We start from the raw sequence: 21572 nt of genomic DNA on the forward strand, positions 1-21572 counted from the left end.
CTACAGGGTACCGTCGGGCAGACGGGAACCGACGAGGGTGTCTCGTCGAACGCTTCTGGACAGCCTGCCGCTACGCGTCGTCGCACTGCGGCGCCGCGCAAGCAGGCTGGATGAAGGAAGAATCCCCGCCCTTCTGGCCTGGGGAGTGTCAATGAAAAGTGCAACCGAGAAGAAGTGTATTCCGTTACCATATTTCAAGAAAATACTTTATTGTTCACCTTGACACTCTCTGTATCATTCCTTATAATTACAGTGTGATCTCCGAAAAGGAGACATCACCAGGAAAAGAGAAGTGCCTGGTGAAAGAAGCGAAACAGAACAGTTAGGAAAGCCAAAGAAAGGAGGCGCCCTATCAAAGTTCCTGTTCGCTTATTAGGGATGGTGTTTCAAGTGAGCAAGGAGTGCCCGTAGAGGCGGGCTTTCCAGGCTTACCAAAGCACTTAGACAACAGCTCTTCTGGACAACGGAAGGAGGGTTGCCTATGAAAGTTCCCATCCATGTCTTAGGAGTGGTGTTTCAAGTCACTCAGGAGTGCCCGTAGAGGCGGGCTTCCAGAAGACATGAGAAAGGATAGAACGACAGCACCTCTCATCTAAGAAGGAGGGTTGCCTGTGAAAGTTCCCATCCATGTGTTAGGGGTGGTGTTTCAGGTCACTCAGGAGTGCCCGTAGAGGCGGGCTCCTGGCATGAATTGTGAAAAGACGATAAAAAAAACAACATGTCAGATAAAAAAAGGGACCGGTTAGCAAGCAGCTAGCCGGTCCTTTCTCTTTTCAGGCTGTCAACAGAGATAACGGAATTAGCGCGTCAGTTCATGTGTCTGCATTCGTCCCGGAGCGAAAAGTTCAGCAATCGCCTGATGGACATTGCGGGCAGCGTTAGAATTGTCGCGAGTATAATTACAAACGTACACTTCGAGAGTGACATAAGCCAGTTCAGGCCAGGTATGAAGCGCGATATGGGATTCTGCCAGGGGAATAACGGCGGTAATACCACCACCCTCGAACTCATGGTAAAGCGCTCCGATCTGAGTTAACTGGTTCTCTCTCACTAATTGAGCCACTTTCTCACTGAGAGTCTGCTTATCGATCTTTCCTACCCTCTCACAATCGTACAATTCCGAGAGGATATGTAGCCCAACCGGAGGTGTTGTCATCTACGAATTTCCTTTCTCCCCTTCAGCTAGTGGTTCGACAATTAACGGTTGCTCATCGCTAACGATCTTACCGACATTTGGATCAGCAATTGCGTCTCGCAGATATTTAGGCAGAGAAAACATGTGCTGGTGCGATTCGCTATCATAGAACTTGAGGTCGTTACAATCGCGTTCTTTGAGCGTTTGTGTTAGAGTTTCCGCGTCAAAGCGCGGGCGAATGTCATGGTCGCTTGCAACAACGAAGCCCCATGCAAGGCCATAATAAGGAATATACGTCTGATACGGGAGCACGTTCTTAAAGCACTGTTGCAGCGTTTTCACGATCGAGACATGCGGTGCGATATCAGTAATATCAACGGTCTCGGCCTGCATACAGAGCACGCCACCCTCGGCCAGACGTGATTTTGCCAGCGAGAAGAACTCGGTGGTGAAGAGCGAGGTAGAGACCCCATCTTCCAGAGGGTCGGTCAGGTCCATGATGATCACGTCGAACCGCTCTTCTGTTTCCTCCAGATAGGTTCTTGCATCTCCATGTACCAACTCTACCTTCTCATGATCGTAGGTTCCCTGGTGCCAGTCGTACAGATATTCTCTCGACAGGTTGATGAACTCTTCGTCAATGTCAACCATGACCACTTTTTCAATGGTATTGTGCTTGAGAATCTCACGCAGGACAGCACCTTCGCCACCGCCAGCAATATAGACTTTTTTCGGGCTTTTGTTTGCGACAAGTGCAGGATGGATCAACGCCTCATGATAGATAAATTCATCTTTTGCAGACGATTGTGGTAAACCATCCAAAAATACAGCCCTACCGAAACCCTGGACATCGGCAATCACGATCTCCTGGTATTTCGACTTTGTTGAGACCTCTGTCTTCAGCAGCCTGAACATATTCGCGCGACTGACCGCACGAAATTCAATCATCCAATTCTGTGCACGCATGACGCACCACTCTCCTTCTCAACAGAAATTTTGATCCCCTTCTCCACCCCCCGACCTACTAAAGAAAGATAATGGTATATCCTGTCGCTCGCTTGTTAAGATGTATCTGGGAGAATGTGTTCCTGGAACCGGGCTATTCCACTTCCGCCGCTTCGCTTTAGCAGGTGAGACCTCTTTAACAGGCGACGTCATGCCCTTCTCTCTCTGTATCTCTCCCCCCTCCGTTCCGACCTCCTCTACTTCTGCTTCCATCTCACACATGAGCAAGCTCTGTAAAGGTTGATGCTTACAACCAGTTACAGAGCCATTTTACGGTATCACACAGTGTGTGATAATGTTTCTTTCTTCGTTTGCTTGTTTTCCGTATTTGATTGTATAACTCACGCCTCAACGTGATGCTACGCGCATCCTGCCAGGGCGTATGAGAAAAGCGTGCTGCTTTCCTCCGTTCTCTGTGTGAAGGACACACTTCTAATAAGAACGTAAGGGTGCCCTCAACAGTAACATGTTCTGACCGTTGTCAGTAAACTTCATCAGCAGCGCAACAAGCAACGCTGATGAGAAGACGCAGTCTCGTCTGACGAGTGCCAGCCTCGCAAACAACTGCTTACAAGCCATATTTTATATCTTATTTCCCGGGGAAATGTCAATGCCTTTGGGACCTTTTTCAACAAAGCAAAAGCGCTCACCCCCCCTGACAGGGCGTTCAAGTCTTTTTTTGCTTGCGGAAAATTCGTCCAATGTTGATGAGTCTGAGAAGCTCTCTCTTCGCCCGTCCTATTATCTCATCTTCACTGTGGTAATGCAAGCGATACTCGCTCAAGTTCTTTTTTTCTTCTCTCTACCCTTCAGTGCAACCTGACACCAGCCGATACCGTAGAAAGAGGTGACTGAAAGTCATACTTTTTCAGTAAGCCATTCAGGGCAGAGCATACTCAATTCTTGCTCCTGAACGCCAGGTACAAACTCTATTCATTCTTCAATAAAATCAACTGGTAGCGTGATGATCGCTGCTAACGTTCACGATCATCGATCGTTTGGGTAGGGAATTACAGGAGAAAAATCGCCGTTTCTATCGATAAACGATACGATTTTCAGGTATGGAGTACGTACCCGGGCACTCATACGGAGGTAATTCAGCATATATGGAACAGCCACGCTCTTGTCTATTCTGAGTTTTCCGTATATACTACAATAAATGGGAATAACACGTTTTCGCAGGCCTGTATTGACGGGGCCTCTGCTCAGGCACTTCCCGTCATACCCTCAATGCAGCCCTCTCCGTAGAGGATAAAAAGCATTACACGCTCCATTACCCGAAGAGCAAGCTCACTCCGCCTGAGCCTGCCCTTTTGCTTTGTCTGGTTTTCTGACCTGGCAAACAATAGATAGACGAAAAGGAGTACTAAAGTACCCCTTCCCGGAGATGCCGTTGCAATTCCTATGAGCGTGTTATATAATAAAAACGCACAGTGCCAAAGTTTACTATAATCTCTTATATAGAATCAGAGATTTTCTGTTATTCCCTGCAAGCGGTGTAGCACTTGATACACTGCTTCATTTTATGGACTGAGCATTCAAACAACAATAAGTAAGGAGGAATTTTTTCCGATGAATGATCTGCTGACCGTCTCTGAAGTTGCCGAAATTCTGCGTGTTGATGATACCACTGTTCGCCGCTGGGTGAAGCAGGGCGCTCTGGAAGCTGTTGTACTTCCTCATGTCAGCAGCCGCCAGGCTTACCGCATTAAGCGTGAGACGCTTGAAAAAGTCCTCGGCACAACCACCGACTTCAAGGCTTCTTAAGCCATTTAGCAGAAAAAGAGGCTCGCATGATTTCATCGACATGCGAGCCCTTCTTTTTGTCTTTTTAGCGGGGGGGCTGATATTCGCGGTAGATCCCCAGGGCATGAAAGCCCAGTCGTTGATAGATATGGAAGCCATCTTCTGCCGCCTGCAATACCCCGAAACGATGCCCCGCTGCGCGTCCTTCCAACAACGGATAGAGCGTTAACGCGCTTCCGAAGCCGCGGCCTCGATATGCTTCCAGCGTCGCCACATTGTACAGCCCAACCCCCTCGCCGGCAAGACAGAGCTCCGCCGTTGACACAGGCTCCCTCTGCCAGTAACCAACATACAGCCGCAGCGGACAATCATTCTTGAGCAGCTCATGCGCCGTCAGCCGATAAAAGGCAATCAATTGTTCATCGGGCGGCATCCAGAGGCTCGCCAGCACCCGAGCAAAGTCCTCAAGCTGGCTCATGCTGCGCACGCGCTCGATCTTCAGTCCCTCCGGAAGCTGCAACGCCGGAAGCACACGCAGATCAACCGCCATCGCTGTTTCTGTCTCGGTGTTCGTCAGGCCAGCCGCCTCAAGCAGCTCAGGAAGCTCAGCGGGCCTATCCTGTGGACCGAGCCACCAGGAAAAACGCCGCCCGACGTGCCGAAAGTGCTCAATCGTGTTTTCAATACGCAGTGGTGCCTCCTCGGCGTCCAAGCGCGCCAGAGAGACATAGTTCAGGGTATCACAGTCCAGACCACTATCAACCAGCAATAATTGTGGATCGCGACGGACAAGCATAGCGGGATGCAGCGCTTGCAGGTAACTTTGATGGACCACAAGATTCTCGTCCATCAACGACAGCAGGTTCATCATTCCTCCCAGGCTTCCCTGTTTTTGAGTAAAAGAATGCTGACGAAATTTCGCCAGCCTCAAACATCAAAAACAGTATACAGAGCGCACACATGGGGATCAACGTACCGAAGGAGTGAAAAGCAGGATCACAGCGAAGACTGCCGTTTGACATAGCGCTGCATCACTTCCCAATGCCTGAACGCCAGGCGTGCAAAGCGGATACAGCGATCCGAGATTTCTGCCACCGAACTTCTGGCGTTAAAGATGACAGCCCAACCACCCTCATCATCTTCAATCTGCGGAACCAGCCAGTAGAGGTCCTCGCTTGGTATGGGCCAGGCTCCACCAAACGTCAGATCATTGCGTACAACAGCAATAACGGTCTCTTCATCGCTCGCATTGGCCGTCACCTGACCAATAGCGCGAGCATGTTTACAGAATACTTCGGCTGCCAGCCACGTTCTATGGGGACGTTCAATTGCTTCCTGGGAAAAGACACGCATGAGGAGCTCCTTCAACTAGCACAAAACAACCGGTTGCTACTCCCTTATTGTATCACAATTTCCTCTCAAAAAAGAGCAGAGGGCCCTTCTTCCAGTGGCCACTGCTTTCCAGCGCCAGCCTTAGAGTTCTGGCAGGCCGAGCGCCTCCCTGACTGCGTGAAGGGCCTCCTCCTCTTTGACACTGACTCGCCTTGTGATGGTACGTCTCCCCAGGCTCCTGAAATCGCGAAAACGCACCCCTTCCCCCGAAGCATTCGCGATCTCCTCGCCGATCGCCACCACCCAACGCTTGAACTCGGTTGCCTCCGCTGGATAACTCTTCTGGTCCAGGATCTCGGCCACCTTCCGGCACGCGTGCAGACAGAGATCGCGCACGTTTTTCGCGTCGGCCTCTTCCGAGAAGCGCTTCTCAGCCTTCCCTTTGCTGTCACCGTGGGCCTGTTGACCCTGTACAACGGCCTGAATCAGTTGATTGCGCGGAAAGCGTTTTGCCGTTTTAAAGACCGTAGGAACAAGAGAAAAGGCTTCCACAAGGCGCCCCAGGAAACCGCTATCAACCGCGCTCACAAAGCCACCAACCAGGAATGGCAGGCTCTCAAGATAGTTCCATTCCTCACGCGTATAGTTTCTTCTCGTGGTCATTACTGTTGGCTCCTTCCCAAACCACAACATCCAGAGGCAGACCGGCAGCAGCATCAAAAAGGTGGTTGTTCACTCTTTCCACAGAGTATCATCTCTTTTCATTATACGTTTCTGGATTCGAAGTGGTCAATTCGGGGCAAAGAGAAAGTACAGGCCATGCGGCCAATAGGTACCATATATGCCTATTCGGTACTGGCACGTTTCCTTATTTTCAGGTATACTTTGCATTGCAATTGTAGTCGCGCACATTTTCATTTAAATATGCAGCTTTCTCTCCCTCTGAGGGTGCAACCGTGCGGTTCCGCAGTGGTTGGTATTTCTTCTTTTTCTTTTCTGCATTTATTCTTTTTCTTCAGAGGAGGAAGTATGTCTTCTACAATTGCTCCAAAGAGCGTTGTACGCTATCGTCCTTATCGTTCATCTACCGTTGTAACAGAGGAACTCTACGATGCGGGCAACCGATCCCGCCGCCCGGTAACGGCGGCACACCCGACGAAGCGCTCTGGCCATTATCTGTTCTTTATGGTACTGGGAATGGCAGGAATGCTTCTCTGTGTCTGGCTCGGGCAAAGTCTATTTGCCTGGATATCCGTTGGACTGGATGACTTTCACTACGGTCGTCCTCGCACCTTTCACATCGATGCGACCGTAGGACATGAAGCCGGAACAACACCCAGTCATTTTATCGCAATGAATCTGCAAGGACGCATTCATATCGTTGAGCTACCTGGAGGCGATGCTTCCAAGCCTCATGTGTATGTGGGCCCTCAACTGCTAGGACCCGATGCCGCCCTTGTTCCGATTACTTTGCGTTTTAATGATACAAACAATGACGGTCAACCAGATATGATTGTGCAGTTTCGTAACTCACAACTTATTTATTTGAACGTCAAAGGAACCTTTCAACCGCCAGACAACCACTGAACCCGCGAGGGGGGTACCTGTTTTCCCCCCTCTTATGGGTTCCGACACACAGTCGGGAAGAAGCAGCCATACACCTCCTCTGTCTTGATCTGCTTCTTTTTCACATCCACCGTCGCGATTGCAACTGCCTTGTTCACAGGATTGTTCCCGCTTGCCTGAAATGAGATTTGCCCGCTCACTCCCTGCCAGATACGGTCACCCTGAAGCTTCACAAGCGCGTCGGACATCAGGCAGCGTCCACAGGTGCCGTTGCCCTCAGCCACCATCAGCCGATACGTCTCAAGCAGCACATTCAGCGCATCATAGCCAAGCATCACATCACAATCAATACCGTAAAAGCCGTTTGCAAGCTGAAGCTGGTCGTTCTGGAAGTAGCGCTTATAGGTCTCACGAAACTGCAACACCGCCCGCTCATTCGCCTGCTGAATGCCCCTGCTTGCCAGCCACTCCCATTCATCCGAGGTCGCGAACGAGGTGACAAGCAGATGATCCAGGCCACGCTGATTGGCGGGATAATTCGCCAGAATCGAGATAGCATCACCACCCACAATCAAAATATCCCGATAACGCTGGTCGTTTGCGTCAATGTGCTTTTGTAGCGCATTGAGCAGCAGACTTGCCTCACCAACATAGCCAGCAAAACAGATCACCTTGACCCCTTCCCCTTCTACCGCCTGCCTGAGCGCCTGTTCAATTGATTGTGCATCGCCCTGGAAGTATTGTCCATTATATATCTTTACCTCCGGGAAAACGTCTTCCAGGTTCTCGCGAAACACATTCCCCAGGCTACTACTATAGTTGTCTCGCAGTTGACGAAAGATAGCCACTCTCTTCATCGAATTGCTATGCCGCTTCGCGAGATACTGAACCATCAGGTGAGCCTGGCGATCATCTTCGGGCACAATACGATAGAACCGGGGCGTATTCGTCAATCCCTTGCTGGAAGCAGTCGGAGAAAGCATAAGCAGATTGGAGTCGGCGAGATAGGACCGCGCATTAATGGCATGAGCGCTCAAGGTCCAGCCAAGCACCCCGACCACCGACTGATGGAGCCGGGCAAGCGTCTTGATCTGGTCCGCGACAAGCTGTGTGTTGTTCTCGTCATCTCCTGAGTTCGCGATCAGGACGACCACCGAAGGGCACCCCTGAAAGTGGTTATCCGGCAGCCTGGACGGCAGCGCGTTCAGAGCGCCCTCAAGCAGGGCATTATGATTCTTCTGTGCCGTGACAGCACCCTGAAGCACATCACGTGTTCCACCCATGTTACTTTTTGTAAAGGAGGTGCCCAGGACAACCGTAATATACGGTTTACCTGATTTGAGAATGCGGTAGTTCTCATAATAGATCTGGGCCTCGGCGTTGGTCGGGTCAACGCTATCAATGATATCGCGTAGATACGCATCATAGGCGGCATCATTCCCTTTCTGATACTCACTTGCCGCCCGGCTCAACAGCTCGTTCGCCTCCTTGCCTCGCTGCATGTCAAAAAAGGTGCCACCGTTACTGATCCCGATCACGCTGTTCTTCACAGTGCGGGTATAGACGCCAGAGTCAGGAGTAAAGGTGCCAAGCGACGGGGTCTGCTGCTCGGTCGTCCGGGTATAGAGCGACGAGTCCACGTTGCAGCCCGTGACAACAGGAGGCGCTGTCGGGCCAGCTTGCATATCTATCAAATAATACCGCGCAAAGATGAAGCTTATGGAAAGAAGCACCAGCACAATGAGCAACACCACCAGCCAGAGGGGTGTGGGTGAGGGCTTCTTGTGCCCTATCTTCACGTCCAGGCCCCGACTCATATACAGTACAGGTGTGGCCCAGTGAACTGATTCCCTCGCATTCCCGTACAGCTCGCTGCGAGCCTGCACGACCGCACTCTCAAGCGAGCGTACCTCTTCATTCTGCCCGATAAGCGCCGTGTAGAAGGCCCGGGCAAACACAATGGCGCTCTCGTTGGGAATACGGTGCAGCATCGCCAGTACAGCGGGCACGCCGCCGTAAAGCATCAGCCGATTCGCGGTACTGGTAAACGCAAACACCTGATGCTGTTTCCCTCCATAGCAGGAGTTCAGAATGACCAGGCGCACTTCTAGCGGCAATTCTGAAGGGATCGCCTCGGCCTCCACCCGGCGCGCATACCCATTCTCATCCAACATGATAAGCTCGCCACGCTCTCCATGCCCGATAAAATGCAGTATATGCCAGGTTCCATTTCTGACGCGACCCAGTTCGCCTGGTTTCGCCTCAATGACACACATCTCAACGCGCCCATCCCTTACCAGCGGCGACAGCACCAAACGGATGTTCTCCAGCTCGCGTTCGACGGCCACATCTACCATATTCCGAGGCTGAGAGGTCACGATCAGAATGCGCAACTTCGGAACACTCAGCTCGAAATCCGGCTGCTTTCTGCCGTTCCAGCGCACAATAGAGAACTTCGGTGAGCGGCGCAACGCCAGATAGGCGTTATGCCTGGGATCGAAAAGCATTTCCCAGGGCAGATTGAGTAATCTACTATCTTCGATGTAAAGCCGCAGCCGCACCTCCTCTTCCTGAGCCACAATGCTCTCATAGAGGCGTGCGACCGCGCGATTACTATCAAACAGCGCCTGAAACAGCACGCGACCAAAGCGCCTGACAACATTGCTATCATTTATCACAGGACCACGCATATCAGAGATCGACCGCAGCCCCTGCTCCCGGAAATCGGTTTCAAGCGCCCTCCATTCCTCAGCAGGAAACGAAAACTGCGTTCGCTCCCTTTGTCGGCCATATACTATCGTAGCGATGTATCTGTCCTGTCTCCCTATAAAGCCACGTGCGCTGGTGATGCGTATATCAACATTTGTATACGCCATACAGACCTCATTATGTTCTTTTCATTCTTTTTAGCTGTCATATCCAGAGGCCTGCTCAACGTTGAGCATTCTATAGCCGGAAGCAGAAGTGCCGCGCATTGCCTCAGATTTGAGCAATTTGAGCGAGTTATAGGAAGAGCTGGAATAGACAGCCTGCACGGCCTGAAAGCCAAAAACAAGGGGTCTGGGGCCATTGTAGGTCATCCGAGCCGTAGAAGTATTGGCCAGCTCACTCAGGGTAAGGGTTCCCTCGCCTACATTCCAGGGAGTTTTGGCACCCAGTTCCAGGCCGATTGCCCGCGCTTTCTCAAACGTCACGCTAAATTTGGAACTTCTGAGCGTCGCGGTAACGATATAGAGTTTGCCACGTTGTAAATCGCGTGCGAAGCCGACCTGCATGAGACGCACGGGCACCCGCTTCAGGTAGTTCTCGATCTGAAGCAGCTCGACGCGATCTTGCATCACCTCTTCAAAAGAGAAATGCAGCGAGCTCCCCTTTTTCACCTGAAGCTCCAATTTCACATCAGCACCCTGAATGACGGTCAGCATATTGCCCAGAAAATCCATGCCGATAGCGGCTCCGAGCGAGAACGAGATGCTGCCAGAAAGCGGGACGAACGGCTCTCCTGCCTGAATGGTAAAGGGGATCGGGGTGCCAGACCCAACAATAGATGTCAATAAGCCGATGTTGCCAAAAAGGCTACCGTCCTCCTGCCGAGCCAGGACAGCCAGCGGTTGGAGTTCAAAGCGGGGTACATATATACCACAGTAGCCGTAGGGTTGCAGGTAATTGATAAGCGATCCGCGCCGTTTAAACATAGGCTTTTTCCCTCCTATTACAAGGACGTATTTGACGCTGCCAAATAAAGTGTTTTCTCGCTTCACAAGGAAAAATAAAACGCCGCGGTAGAATCAACGAGTTCCTTCCTGTACGGTATAAGTGAAGAGGTGTTTAACTATAAAGCCACTCGTGAAGCTCCTTTGATTCCAGTTGCAATAAAGTTTGTGTTATTGTAACATACAGCTAACCCTATTACAATTAAATCGTTCACAAAAAGATTTTGAGTTTTCCCCCTGTGCGATCAGCAAAGCAAATGGCGCGGGAAAGCGTGCCAACCTATGCTTACAGCATACTTCTGCCCTATTGCATTGATTCAAGCGTATGCGCCCATATATAATGATAATGCATCGACAGCTTCCATATGCCAAAAAGCTATACGAAAAATATTCTGGGGTTCTCCACATGATGAATGACAATCATAAGATACAGGGTTGTAGCAACGAGCAGCAAAGCCACGCGCTCGGAGACTACGAAGCAACTATTCGACTCTCCAATGAGGCGCTCCGTGAGCATCCGCAGGATGTGACGGCCCTCTACCGCAAGGGTCTGGCTCTCGCTGCACTGAAGCGCCATACCGAAGCCCTGTCTAGCTTTGAACAGGCTCTGGAGATCGACCCAAATAACGCAGATATCTCCTATCATCAGGGACTGGCCCTGTTTGAACTGGGCCGCTATGAAGAGGCCATCCAGGCTTTTCAGGCGACACTGCGCCTCGACTCCAGCTATGCAGCAGCCTATAACACACAAGGCCTGGTATACCAGGATCTCGAACAATATGAGGAGGCCCTGAACGCTTTTGATCAGGCGCTTAAGAGCAATCCTGAGCACGTCAGCGCCGCCTATAACAAAGGGCTCGTTCTGCTCAAGCTAGATCGCCCGGGAGACGCTATCGCCGCCTTTGATCAGGCTCTACAGCTCAATCCAGCACTCAGCGCGGCCTCTTATCAGAAAGGACTGACCTACTTTCACCTGAAGGATTACCCGGAGGCGCTTGCCGCCTTTGATCAGGTCATCACAAAGACGCCAGATTTTCTTGAAGCATACCTGTACAAAGGGATCACCCTCCATCTACAGAAGCGCTATGAAGACGCACTTCATGCCTTTGATAGCGCTCTCCAGCTTGAGCCCGAATGTGCACCAGTACTCGCCAACAAAGGGGAGACGCTGCTTGAACTGAAGCGCTATCAGGAAGCTCTCGACGCATTTGATAAGGCTCTGGCTCATCAGGAAGATGCCACACTCCTGTACAAAAGGGGCAAGGCGCTCGCGGAACTGAATCGTTTTCATGAGGCTTTAGAGGCGTATGATGCTGCTCTGGAAGCGAACCCAGACCTCACAGAAGTGTATGCCAACAAGTGCACCGCCCTGGTCGCACTGGGCCGATACGAGGAAGCGCTGAGCCTCTATGATAGCGTGTTGCGCCTGAATCCCGCATTGGCACCGACCATTTACAACACAAAGGCACTGGTTCTTCAGGCTCTTGGACGCCATGAGGAGGCCCTGTCTTCGCAGAAAATGGCCCAGACACTGAATGGCAACCTGGACGATGATCTCGACTTCGAGTATGAGCTTGAAGACGATGAGGACGATGAGGAACCGTATCATTTTACCTCGGCTCAGGAGGCCTTCCGACAAAGCGAAATCCTGATCGAGCATTTTCGCTATGAGGACGCGCTTGACGTGCTCGAACAGGCGCAGCAACTGGATGCCAGCGACGCCCTGATCTATTGTCGCAAAGCGATGATCTATTACACGCTTGGCGACAACGAAGAAGCGCTACAGGCCTGCGAAACAGCCATTCGCCTTGATAACACGCTGGCGGTAGCCTATCGCTATCAGGGTCTGGTCTACAAAGAGCTACAACGCTTTGATGAGGCTCTTGAAGCCTTCGAGAAGGCGATTGAACGCGACCCGAACGAGGAGATTGCATGGCAGGAAAAAGGCTTCATCCTGCGCAAGCTCAAGCGCGATAAAGAGGCGTTGGAAGCGCTGAAAGAGGCTCTCCGCCTGAATCCTGACGACCCGTGGGCCCTGCGTGAACATGGGTGGGTGCTCAACAATCTGCTCCGGTATGAGGAAGCCCTTGTCAGTCTGGATAAAGCGGTTGAGCTGAACATGCATGACAAGTACATCTATCAACAGCGTGGCTTTGCTCTCAAAAAGCTCAAACGCTATGAAGAGGCGCTTGATTGCTACGAGGAAGCGCTGCTGATCGATCCGGTCAACCTCTGGACGCTTCAGGAGCGAGCGGTTGTGCTACGGCTTCTCGGCCGCTTTGGGGATGCTCTGGCCGCCTGTAACCACATCTTGCAGCTTGAACCCAATGACGCCTGGACGTTCCAGGAAAAGGGCTTTGTCCTGCGCAAGATGAAGCGATTTGATGAGGCGTTAGACGCGCTGAATACGTCGCTGCTGCTCAATCCACACGATGTCTGGACCCTGCGAGAGAAGGGCTTTGTGTTGCGGCAGATGAAACGCAATCACGAGGCACTCGATACCTATAACGCCGCGTTGGAGATTGAGCCCAATGACGCGTGGACACTGCGCGAAAAAGGATGGGTGCTCAACAATCTGGAACGCTACACCGACGCCCTGCGTACCCTTGAACTGGCACTGCTCCAGGATCCGAACGACGAATACGCCTATCAGCAGAAGGGCTTCGCGCTCCGCAAGATGAAGCGGTATGACGAAGCACTTCGCGCACTGAATACAGCCCTGACGCTCAATGCAACCGACATCTGGACCTTGCAGGAAAAAGGGTGGGTCTTGCGGCAATTGAAGCGCTATGACGAGTCGCTCGATACCTATGACCTCATTCTCAAGCTTGATCCTACAGATGCATGGACATTGCGTGAAAAGGGCTGGATTTTCAATATCCTCGGTCACTATGAGGAGGCCCTGATCTGGCTGAATAAGGCGCTTCGCTTCTCGTCGGACGATAAATATGCCTATCAGCAGAAAGGGCATGCGCTCCGCAAACTCAAGCGCAAACAAGAGGCGCTGGAAGCCTATGACGAGGTGTTACGGCTTGATTCCAAGTATGCAGACGCCTACTTCTTCAAAGGCCTGATCCTGAAGGAGTTACGCGAGTACGATGATGCACTTGATGCCTTTGATGAGGCTATTGAGCTGAACCCGAATGATGAAGAGGCACTCTATCATAAGGGTTTAATTCATCGGGCTCTGGGTCACGATTCTATGGCGGAGGATGCTTTCGCGCAGGTGTTGCGCCTGAATCCAAACCACAAGGTTCTGCGCATATATCCCAAAGATCCGCCCAAGATCGACTTTTTCTAGCCGAATGATTGAGCAGAACCAAAAAAAGAGGAGCGCCCGGCTTATCGGGCGCTTTCTCTGGTATGCTTGCTAGCCCCGTACCAGCGAGGCTGCACCATCAATCCAGACCTCTGAGCCGGTAATATAATTTCCCTCATCCGAGACCAGAAAACGGACCAGTTCTGCGACCTGTGCGGCGCTTGCGGGCTTGCCATTGCCCAGAGGAATCGAGCCCTGTGGATACTCGACCGGGAATTTGACCTTGTCTACATCGCGTTGCTGCGTGTTGTCCCCTATCTCCGTTTCGGTCGCTCCCGGACAAATCACGTTCACCCGAATGTTGCTTGGCGCAAGCTCAACTGCCAGCATTTTCGCCAGTGCGACTTCGCCCGCCTTCGTGACCGAATATGCCGTTGCTCCGGTATTACTGAAAATGCGCGTTCCATTCACCGACGACGTAATCACCACACTACCGCCGTTTTCCCTCAGAAAAGGAACTGCGTACTTGATCGTCAAGAAGGTTCCGGTCAGGTTCGTGGTAATCGTTCGCGTCCACTCGGAGAGCGTCAGTTCCTCGATCGGCGCCCAGACACCATTAATACCTGCATTCGCGAACACGATATCAAGGCGGCCCCATCGATCCGCTATCTGGTGATATACCTGCTGCACCTCTTGCTCGCTCGTTGTATCGGCAACCAGCGGGAGCGCCTCACCTCCTTTTGCCTGGATTTCCTTCGCCGTCGCTTCTATCTCCTTAGCGGTGTGACTCAACGGGGCCACTTTCACCCCCTGTTGTGCCAGCAGAACCGCCGTTGCCTTCCCGATACCGGAGCCAGCTCCCGTAATAAGTGCCACTTTTCCAGCTAATCCCATACCTTGCCATCCTTTCATTTTGTTTTCTCATCCCGAACACGTCCACAAGCGAGAAAGCGTTTCACATCCGCTTCCAGTGCAACTTCTCGTACCGTGGCTCGTAATAAAAAACAATGAGAACACAAAGTTCCCTGGAAGCATATGCCAATACAGGGCGCAAAGGAGAGAAGCATGCTATTAACCACAACATCCACCGTGGAAGGAATGCACGTGCATCAATACCTCGGCCTGGTTGAAGGCGAGGCGATCTTAGGCGCGAACGTCTTCAAGGATTTCTTTGCCAGCATCACCGATATCGTGGGCGGACGCTCTGCTGCTTATGAGGAAGAGCTGCGCAAAGCAAAACAGATCGCGATGCAGGAGATGATTGCAGAGGCTCAGCGACGTGGAGCAAACGCCATTATCGGCATCGATATTGACTATGAGTCCATTTCTGGCGGCGGCAGTGGCAATATGCTGATGGTTTCAGTCAGCGGCACCGCTGTTGTGGTTGGTCAGTAGCAGCAGCCAGAGGACGCAATGGTATCGATGCGCATTGCGTCCTTTCCCGCGCTTGCTCAGCCCAGAAAATCGATCGTCTGGCCCTGGCCTGCCCGCAGCGCCTCCTGATAGACGTGCCAGCAAGCAACAAGATCCTGAAAAGCCAACCCGACACCGCCATAGACCGTGAGCTGTTCAGCGAAGCTTCTTCCCGCTTTCACCCCTGCCAGCACCTCACCCAGTTCCGCATCAATGGCCTGCTCATCCAGTCCCGCACCACCGATAGCACCCATCGATACCGCCAGAGCTCGATCATCGCAGACAAACAGGCTGTGTTGCAACAAGTCAGCTCCTACCTCGCATTTTCCCGGCTCATCAGGCCCGAGGGTTGAAATATGTGTGCCCGGCTGCACCATCGATGCAAAGAGAAACGGTTCCCGTGCCCACGTAACCGTCACAATGATCTCCGCATCCCGGACTGCCGCCTCGACCGAAGTTTCGACCAGAACCGAGATATGCAGCTCCTCCCGCATTTCCTGCGCGAAACGATACGCCTCCTGCGGCTCAACATCAAAAACACGCACCTGCGAGAGCGAGCGCACAAGCCGCAGACAGCGCAACTGAAGCCGTCCCTGCACGCCTGCCCCAATGATCGCCACCCGGGAAGCATCGGACCGAGCAAGCACGTCAGCAGCCAGTGCGCCACAAAGCCCCGTACGCAACGCTGTAATCGCCGTGGAATCCATCACCGCAAGCAGGCGACCGGTGTGCAGATCATGCAGCAGCAACACCCCTTGAATGGCCGGTTGCATGCCAGGAACCTTTGCATGTACCTTCACAGTATAGGCCGGGATGTCTTCCAGCACACCCGGCATCAGCACGATAGCCCGCGCTCCCGTCTTTCCCGGCACCTCCGCACGAACGCGCAAGGCAGCAGCGCTCCGTTTCAGCGAATAGGCAGGGAAGGCGCATCGCAACGCCTCTAAGATCGGTCCAGGCTGCAAAAAGGGCTCAACTTCGGATCGTGAAAGTAACAGTGTCATATAGAGCATCCCCTGTCTTTTTACGAACAAGCATGCCACCTTTCCAGCGAGCAAGCAAGAGCCAATGGGGCCTTCTGCTAACAGCCATGCTTAGAACCGTTCAAGCGCCTCCCGCGCGACAAGAAGAGGAGCCCCTGTCCGTTCACGATAGTAGCGCAGTGCAAGCAGCCGATAGCCAGACCGAACGAGGAAGTGTAGCGCAAAGGGATCGGGGGGCTGCCGCGACTCCTCATCCAGCGAGAGCAGCCCGGCGCTCATCAGCTCCTGAAGATAGTTGACGGCGCTTTCCGCCTCCTGTGGCGTCGCACCGGAACTCAGCCGATAATAGAGCAAGGCATCATCGCGACATCCCGCCCGCAAGAGCATGGTCGTCACCGCAGGATCAGCGCCCTGGCTCGGTGTCTCCGAGGGCATGCCGATGCTATATGCCCGTTCAAGCTCCATACATGCCCGGGCTACTTCCTGCACCGAGATGCCCATTTCTTGGGCATAGAGCGTCATCGCACGATGAGATAACGCCTGTTGCAACAGAAAAGCCGGACCAATCAATGTCCGCGTGACAGTGCGCTGGGCCTGTACCTTCTGCAACCGCTCCTGAAGCTTATGCTCAAGCGGAGTCACGGGCTGGGTCGGCTTCGGGCGCGGCGCTGGAGCAGAACGGGCAACCGGATGCTGGCTGGCATGCGGTGGACGGCTTTTCGCAGCTCGCGACTTTGGCACTACAAACAGGAGAATCAGCACAATCAACAACACAAGCTGCCAGTTGAAATGATCTGAAGCGAGCAGCAAAAAGCCGTTTATCATCCTTAACGTCCTTTTTGGATCAATACAGCATGCATGAACTCCCGGAAGCCCGCCGCTGCGGCAAGCCGTCGTGAAGGGAGATTCTCAAGCATAGCACTATACAGCGGAAGCAGCCCTTCCTGAGCCACCAGCGCACTCCACAGGACCGTTGCAGCAAGCGCATAGCCCTTACGACGCGCAAGGGGCAATGTCTCTATGCCCAGTTCGCAGGCCGTCTCAGTTCGTCGGGAACTATGAGCAACACTCAGCAATCGTCCATCCACGATAACACCGATCAGAGGCTGACGGTGCGCCTCCAGATAGTATTCGACAGAGCCGGGCTCGAAGGCATGCAGTAAGGCCCGATCTTCCTCGTCAAGCACACGAGCAAGCGAACGCGCTGTCGCAAGGTCAAGCTGTGGAGCAGCCTGCTGTGTACAGGCAACCTCACGCGTCAGGACGGCTGGCATAGGATGCGAAGTTGCCAGGGCCTCGTGCGCCTGCTCCCGAAGCTGTTCGCGCGCCTCCTCAGCAATGTCGGGGTGCCAGACCTCAATAACAGTAGCGGTATCGAGCAGTTGTGCATAAAAGAGCTGCCAGGGCGGCAGCCGCTTCGCGTAGAGGATCTCCACTTGATCCCGCTCCAACGGCGGAATCCGAAGGGACCAGACCGCCTCAATATGACTGCGTAACCATTCACGTTCTTGTGAGAGCTTCATAGGTTTTCCTTCTTACTTTTCATTCAATACGCCTTTGTAATATGTCGCAACGAGATACAATTAAGCTCATCAAAAACCTCAACTCTCTTCAAAAAAGACGTGAATCAGATGCCTCTTATCGTACTGTATTTCTGAAACGGTGGCAAGCATGCCAGCCTCCCGGCTTTCCACCATCCCCATTTCTACCAGCTATGAAAAATCACCCTCCCTTTTCACCCACTCTTTTATTGATTTTTCTCCATAATTCAGGGTACTATTGAAAAAGTTTCCTCCTGTTCAGTTATCAGGTGAGTAGGGAAGTTTTTCTCCTGCACCACAAAAAGGATGTTTTTCCATGCAAACCGGATTCAGTACCTCTGGACTACTCATGGCCTATTTGCGGCCTCAGATCCGACAAGTGCTGCTTCTCCTTCTCCTCCTCCTGGGAGGAATCGGGTTCGAGCTCTTTAACCCACAGCTCTTAGGGCAGTTCATTCAAGCCCTTGAGAATCGCGATCAATCACCATTCCTCTACAGGACGGCACTGCTTTTTATCGGGCTGGCAATCCTGCAACAGGTCATCACAGTGCTTGCGACCTACCTCAGCGAGCGGATCGGCTGGAACGCGACCAACGCGATGCGTGCCGACCTGACCAATCACTTGCTACGGTTGGACCTTTCCTTTCACAAAGATCACACGCCGGGCGAGCTTATAGAGCGCGTAGATGGAGACATCACGACGCTGGCGGATTTCTTTTCGCAATTTGTCGTACACATTTTTGCGAACGTGCTGCTCCTGATCGGCATCCTGATCGTTTTCTGGTGGATCAACTGGTACATTGGAATCAGCCTGACAGGGTTTGCCCTGCTTTTCCTGTTCTGCATGTACTCGATGCGACACATAACCATAAAACCCTGGAAAGTGTTTCGTCAGGTCAGCGCCGAACTCTACGGCTTTCTGGAAGAGCGCTTCAACGGGACAGAAGACATTCGCTCAAGTGGAGCACACGCCTACACATTGAGACAGCTCTATGTCCACACTCGAAAACGTCTGCAAGCCGCGCGTAAAGCCCGCATTATCTCCGCCATACCCTGGAGCTTTCCACTGCTTGCCGGGGCCTGTGGGCAGCTTATTGCCATCTTGCTCTCTGCATGGCTTTATAGTCGGGGGGATATGAGCCTTGCCACCGCCTTTCTCATCTTCTTCTACCTGGAACTACTACTCAAGCCAATTCAGGCCATTATCAATCAGCTTGACACCTTTCAACGAGCCAGCGCCGGAATTGCCCGTGTCAGGGAGCTCTTCCAGCAGCGCAGCGTCCTTGAGGACGGGCCGGGTTATGCCTTCCCCGCCGGAGCGCTTCCAGTCGCCTTCGAGGATGTCTCTTTCGGGTACAACGAAGATGAGAAGGTTCTGCAGCACATCTCCTTCCACCTGCAACCGGGCGAGATCCTGGGCCTACTTGGACGCACAGGAAGCGGCAAAACAACCATAGCGCGCTTGCTGTTGCGCCTCTACGACCCCACAACGGGAAACATCCGACTGGCTGAACACAATCTGCGAGAAGCTCGCATCGCCGACCTGCGCAAGCATATTGGCATAGTCACACAGGATGTGCAGCTTTTCAACGCGAGCGTTCGCGACAACCTTACCTTCTTCGATCACAGCATTGATGATGAGCGAATCAAAGAGGCAATCTACGAGCTTGGTCTGCGTCACTGGTTTGAGGCACTCCCCGAGGGACTGGATACAGTGCTGCCCCCAAACGGTGGCGGCCTGTCGGCGGGAGAAGCACAGTTGCTTGCGTTCGCCCGCATCTTCCTGCGAGATCCCGGTCTGGTTATCCTCGATGAAGCCTCATCACGCCTTGATCCAGTTACAGAACATCTGCTGGAACAGGCCATCGAGAGGCTTTTGCGTGGACGCACAGCCATTATTATCGCGCATCGCCTGCGCACGATTCAGCGGGCCGACTCCATCCTGATTCTGGAGCACGGCCAGATCCGTGAATATGGCAGTCGTGCACTGCTGACCGCCGATCCATCCTCGCACTTCACGGCACTCTTGCAGACAGCACACGAAGAGGTTCTTGCATGAAACCATTACAGACATGGCACTTTTTCTGGAGCTTGATTCGTTTCCGTCCCTGGCACTTCAGCCTCAACTCGCTGTTCATCACCCTGCTTTTTATCCTGGAAATCATTCCGGGGCTGATTATCCGTGAATTCTTCCAGAGGCTCTCAGCAGAGCAGCTCAGCAGTTCTACCCTCTGGTGGATTGCCACGCTTCTGATTGTCCCGGCGCTCGGGCGTATTACATTTCTCTTTGGTTGTCAGCTTACAAACGCTCCATTTATCTATACAAATGCAGCACTCCTGCAAAAGAACATCCTGTCTCGAATCCTGCAAATGCCTGGTGCACAGGCGTTACCCGACTCAGCCGGCGAGACGATCAGCCGCTTACGCGACGATGTTGATGAAAACTCCGTCTTCCTGATGGCTCTTAACGACCTGATCGGACTGAGTGTTTTTGCGATCATTGCGCTGGTCATTATGCTCAGAATCAATGCCCTGGTAACGGCGACCGTCTTCCTGCCTTTGCTGATCATCACCGGCCTGGTTAACTACGCAGGAGAGCGAATCAAGCAACGACGCACAGAAAGCCGCATCGCCACCAGCAAGGTAACAGGCTTCCTGGGCGAAATCTTCGGCTCTGTACAGGCAGTTCAGATTGCCGGAGCCGAGGCCACAGCCGTAGAGCACCTGCGTACGCTGAACAAGAAGCGGTTACAGGCCTCAATCCGTGATCGTCTGATCGAACAGATTATGAAATCCCTCTTTACCAATACCGTCAATATCGGTACCGGGCTTATTCTGTTTGTAGCTGCTCAGGCCATGCAAAGCGGCTCCTTTACGGTTGCTGACTTTTCCCTGTTCATCTACTTTTTGGGCTGGATTACCGAATCCATCACACATTTTGGCACCGTGCTGACCGCATACAAGCAGGCAGGCATCTCAATAGAGCGTATGGTTTCGCTGCTTCAAGGAGCACCACCGCGCTCGCTGGTACAGCATGGGCCGGTCTACACACGGGGTCCATTGCCCGAAATTCCCGATATTACAGTGCAGGAGCCTCTTCAGGAACTGACGGTGCAAGGACTTACCTATCTATATCCATCGACCGATAAAGGGATTGAAGACATTCACCTGACCATCAAGCCCGGCACGCTCACTGTGGTAACGGGGCGTATCGGTTCAGGCAAAACAACACTGCTACAAGCGCTGATCGGGCTGCTTCCAGCCACGCACGGCGACATCTACTGGAACGGCGAGAAAATCGCCGATCCGGCCTCGTTTTTCGTGCCTCCACATTGCGCCTACACTGCACAGGTGCCGCGCCTGTTCAGTGATACGCTGCGCGACAATATCCTGCTCGGACTGCCTGAGAAGCAAGAACGCATGCAAGAGGCATTACAACTGGCCGTTCTTGAGTCTGATCTTGCCGCAATGAAACAGGGCCTTGATACCGTTGTTGGTCCGAAAGGAGTGCGCCTTTCCGGTGGACAACTACAGCGTTCCGCAGCCGCTCGCATGTTTGTGCGACCTGCCGCACTCTACGTCATCGACGATCTTTCCAGCGCGCTTGATGTCGAAACAGAAACGCAACTCTGGCAGCGACTCTTTGCACGCAAGGAAACAACTGTTCTGGCCGTTTCGCATCGGCGGGCCGCGCTCCGACGAGCCAACCACATCCTTGTGTTGAAAGACGGTCGCATCGAAAGCGAGGGCAAGCTAGACGAGCTCCTACAGCGAAGCCCCGAGATGCAGCATCTCTGGCATGGATATACTGCCGAGCAGTCCATCATAGAATAGCATAGCAGAAGAAAAGCGTCAAATATGGTACACAAGAAGTAGTAC

Annotated in this window: 17 protein-coding genes; 6 read left to right on the top strand and 11 right to left on the bottom strand. The window is 52.7% G+C overall.

Annotation, left to right across the window (positions count from 1 at the left end; translation table 11 throughout):
* Positions 1–799: 799 nt before the first annotated feature.
* Together speD and speE are read right to left on the bottom strand one after the other, a co-directional pair.
* Positions 800–1156 carry an adenosylmethionine decarboxylase gene (gene speD / locus EI42_RS26735; RefSeq protein WP_111325703.1) on the bottom strand — a complete coding sequence of 119 codons (357 nt, stop codon included), beginning with the start codon at positions 1154–1156 and terminating at the stop codon, positions 800–802.
* Positions 1157–2101, bottom strand: coding sequence for a polyamine aminopropyltransferase (speE, locus tag EI42_RS26740; RefSeq protein ID WP_111325704.1), 945 nt, complete (start codon positions 2099–2101; stop codon positions 1157–1159).
* 1611 nt (positions 2102–3712) lie between these two features.
* Between speE and EI42_RS26745 the strand changes: the two genes are divergently transcribed.
* Positions 3713–3907: a helix-turn-helix domain-containing protein gene (locus tag EI42_RS26745; RefSeq protein WP_111325705.1), complete on the top strand. Its 195-nt coding sequence runs from the start codon at positions 3713–3715 to the stop codon at positions 3905–3907.
* 64 nt (positions 3908–3971) lie between these two features.
* Here EI42_RS26745 and EI42_RS26750 read toward each other — a convergent pair whose 3' ends face one another.
* The 3 genes from EI42_RS26750 to EI42_RS26760 form a co-directional block, all read right to left on the bottom strand.
* On the bottom strand, positions 3972–4757 hold the full coding sequence (locus tag EI42_RS26750) for a GNAT family N-acetyltransferase (RefSeq protein ID WP_111325706.1): 786 nt from the start codon (positions 4755–4757) through the stop codon (positions 3972–3974).
* 125 nt (positions 4758–4882) lie between these two features.
* Positions 4883–5239, bottom strand: coding sequence for a hypothetical protein (locus tag EI42_RS26755; protein WP_111325707.1), 357 nt, complete (start codon positions 5237–5239; stop codon positions 4883–4885).
* 120 nt (positions 5240–5359) lie between these two features.
* Complete coding sequence (locus tag EI42_RS26760; protein WP_111325708.1) at positions 5360–5881, bottom strand: hypothetical protein; 522 nt, start codon at positions 5879–5881, stop codon at positions 5360–5362.
* Positions 5882–6247: 366 nt separating this feature from the next.
* Here EI42_RS26760 and EI42_RS26765 point away from each other — a divergent pair, with 366 nt between their 5' ends.
* Positions 6248–6805, top strand: a complete 558-nt coding sequence (locus tag EI42_RS26765) for a hypothetical protein (RefSeq protein ID WP_111325709.1) — start codon at positions 6248–6250, stop codon at positions 6803–6805.
* A gap of 32 nt (positions 6806–6837) precedes the next feature.
* Here the strand turns inward: EI42_RS26765 and EI42_RS26770 are convergent, their stop codons facing one another.
* Both EI42_RS26770 and EI42_RS26775 read right to left on the bottom strand, forming a co-directional pair.
* Positions 6838–9660, bottom strand: coding sequence for a CHAT domain-containing protein (locus tag EI42_RS26770; protein ID WP_111325710.1), 2823 nt, complete (start codon positions 9658–9660; stop codon positions 6838–6840).
* A 30-nt stretch (positions 9661–9690) separates the two neighbouring features.
* The gene (locus EI42_RS26775; RefSeq protein WP_111325711.1) at positions 9691–10479 is read right to left on the bottom strand and encodes a gasdermin; all 789 of its coding nucleotides are present in this window, start codon (positions 10477–10479) and stop codon (positions 9691–9693) included.
* 424 nt (positions 10480–10903) lie between these two features.
* Here EI42_RS26775 and EI42_RS26780 point away from each other — a divergent pair, with 424 nt between their 5' ends.
* Positions 10904–13798, top strand: coding sequence for a tetratricopeptide repeat protein (locus EI42_RS26780; RefSeq protein ID WP_170142936.1), 2895 nt, complete (start codon positions 10904–10906; stop codon positions 13796–13798).
* 69 nt (positions 13799–13867) lie between these two features.
* On the opposite strand, the gene EI42_RS26785 is transcribed toward EI42_RS26780, so the two are convergent.
* Positions 13868–14650 carry an SDR family oxidoreductase gene (locus EI42_RS26785; protein WP_111325713.1) on the bottom strand — a complete coding sequence of 261 codons (783 nt, stop codon included), beginning with the start codon at positions 14648–14650 and terminating at the stop codon, positions 13868–13870.
* Between the two features lie 171 nt (positions 14651–14821).
* Here EI42_RS26785 and EI42_RS26790 point away from each other — a divergent pair, with 171 nt between their 5' ends.
* A complete protein-coding gene (locus EI42_RS26790) occupies positions 14822–15151 on the top strand; it encodes a YbjQ family protein (protein ID WP_111325714.1) in 330 nt (109 codons plus the stop codon).
* Positions 15152–15207: 56 nt separating this feature from the next.
* Here the strand turns inward: EI42_RS26790 and EI42_RS26795 are convergent, their stop codons facing one another.
* From EI42_RS26795 to EI42_RS26805, 3 genes are all read right to left on the bottom strand, one after another.
* On the bottom strand, positions 15208–16173 hold the full coding sequence (locus EI42_RS26795) for an ornithine cyclodeaminase family protein (protein ID WP_111325752.1): 966 nt from the start codon (positions 16171–16173) through the stop codon (positions 15208–15210).
* Positions 16174–16263: 90 nt separating this feature from the next.
* On the bottom strand, positions 16264–16977 hold the full coding sequence (locus tag EI42_RS26800) for a hypothetical protein (protein WP_111325715.1): 714 nt from the start codon (positions 16975–16977) through the stop codon (positions 16264–16266).
* 2 nt (positions 16978–16979) lie between these two features.
* Entirely contained in the window at positions 16980–17675 is a 696-nt protein-coding gene (locus EI42_RS26805) for a GNAT family N-acetyltransferase (RefSeq protein WP_111325716.1), read from the bottom strand.
* 334 nt (positions 17676–18009) lie between these two features.
* Here EI42_RS26805 and EI42_RS26810 point away from each other — a divergent pair, with 334 nt between their 5' ends.
* Both EI42_RS26810 and EI42_RS26815 read left to right on the top strand, forming a co-directional pair.
* Positions 18010–19752: an ABC transporter ATP-binding protein gene (locus EI42_RS26810; protein WP_111325717.1), complete on the top strand. Its 1743-nt coding sequence runs from the start codon at positions 18010–18012 to the stop codon at positions 19750–19752.
* Positions 19749–21527, top strand: a complete 1779-nt coding sequence (locus tag EI42_RS26815; protein WP_111325718.1) for an ABC transporter ATP-binding protein — start codon at positions 19749–19751, stop codon at positions 21525–21527. Before EI42_RS26810 ends, EI42_RS26815 begins: the two co-directional genes overlap by 4 nt.
* The last annotated feature ends 45 nt before the right edge of the window (positions 21528–21572 follow it).

Source organism: Thermosporothrix hazakensis (assembly GCF_003253565.1).
Classification (GTDB): domain Bacteria; phylum Chloroflexota; class Ktedonobacteria; order Ktedonobacterales; family Ktedonobacteraceae; genus Thermosporothrix; species Thermosporothrix hazakensis.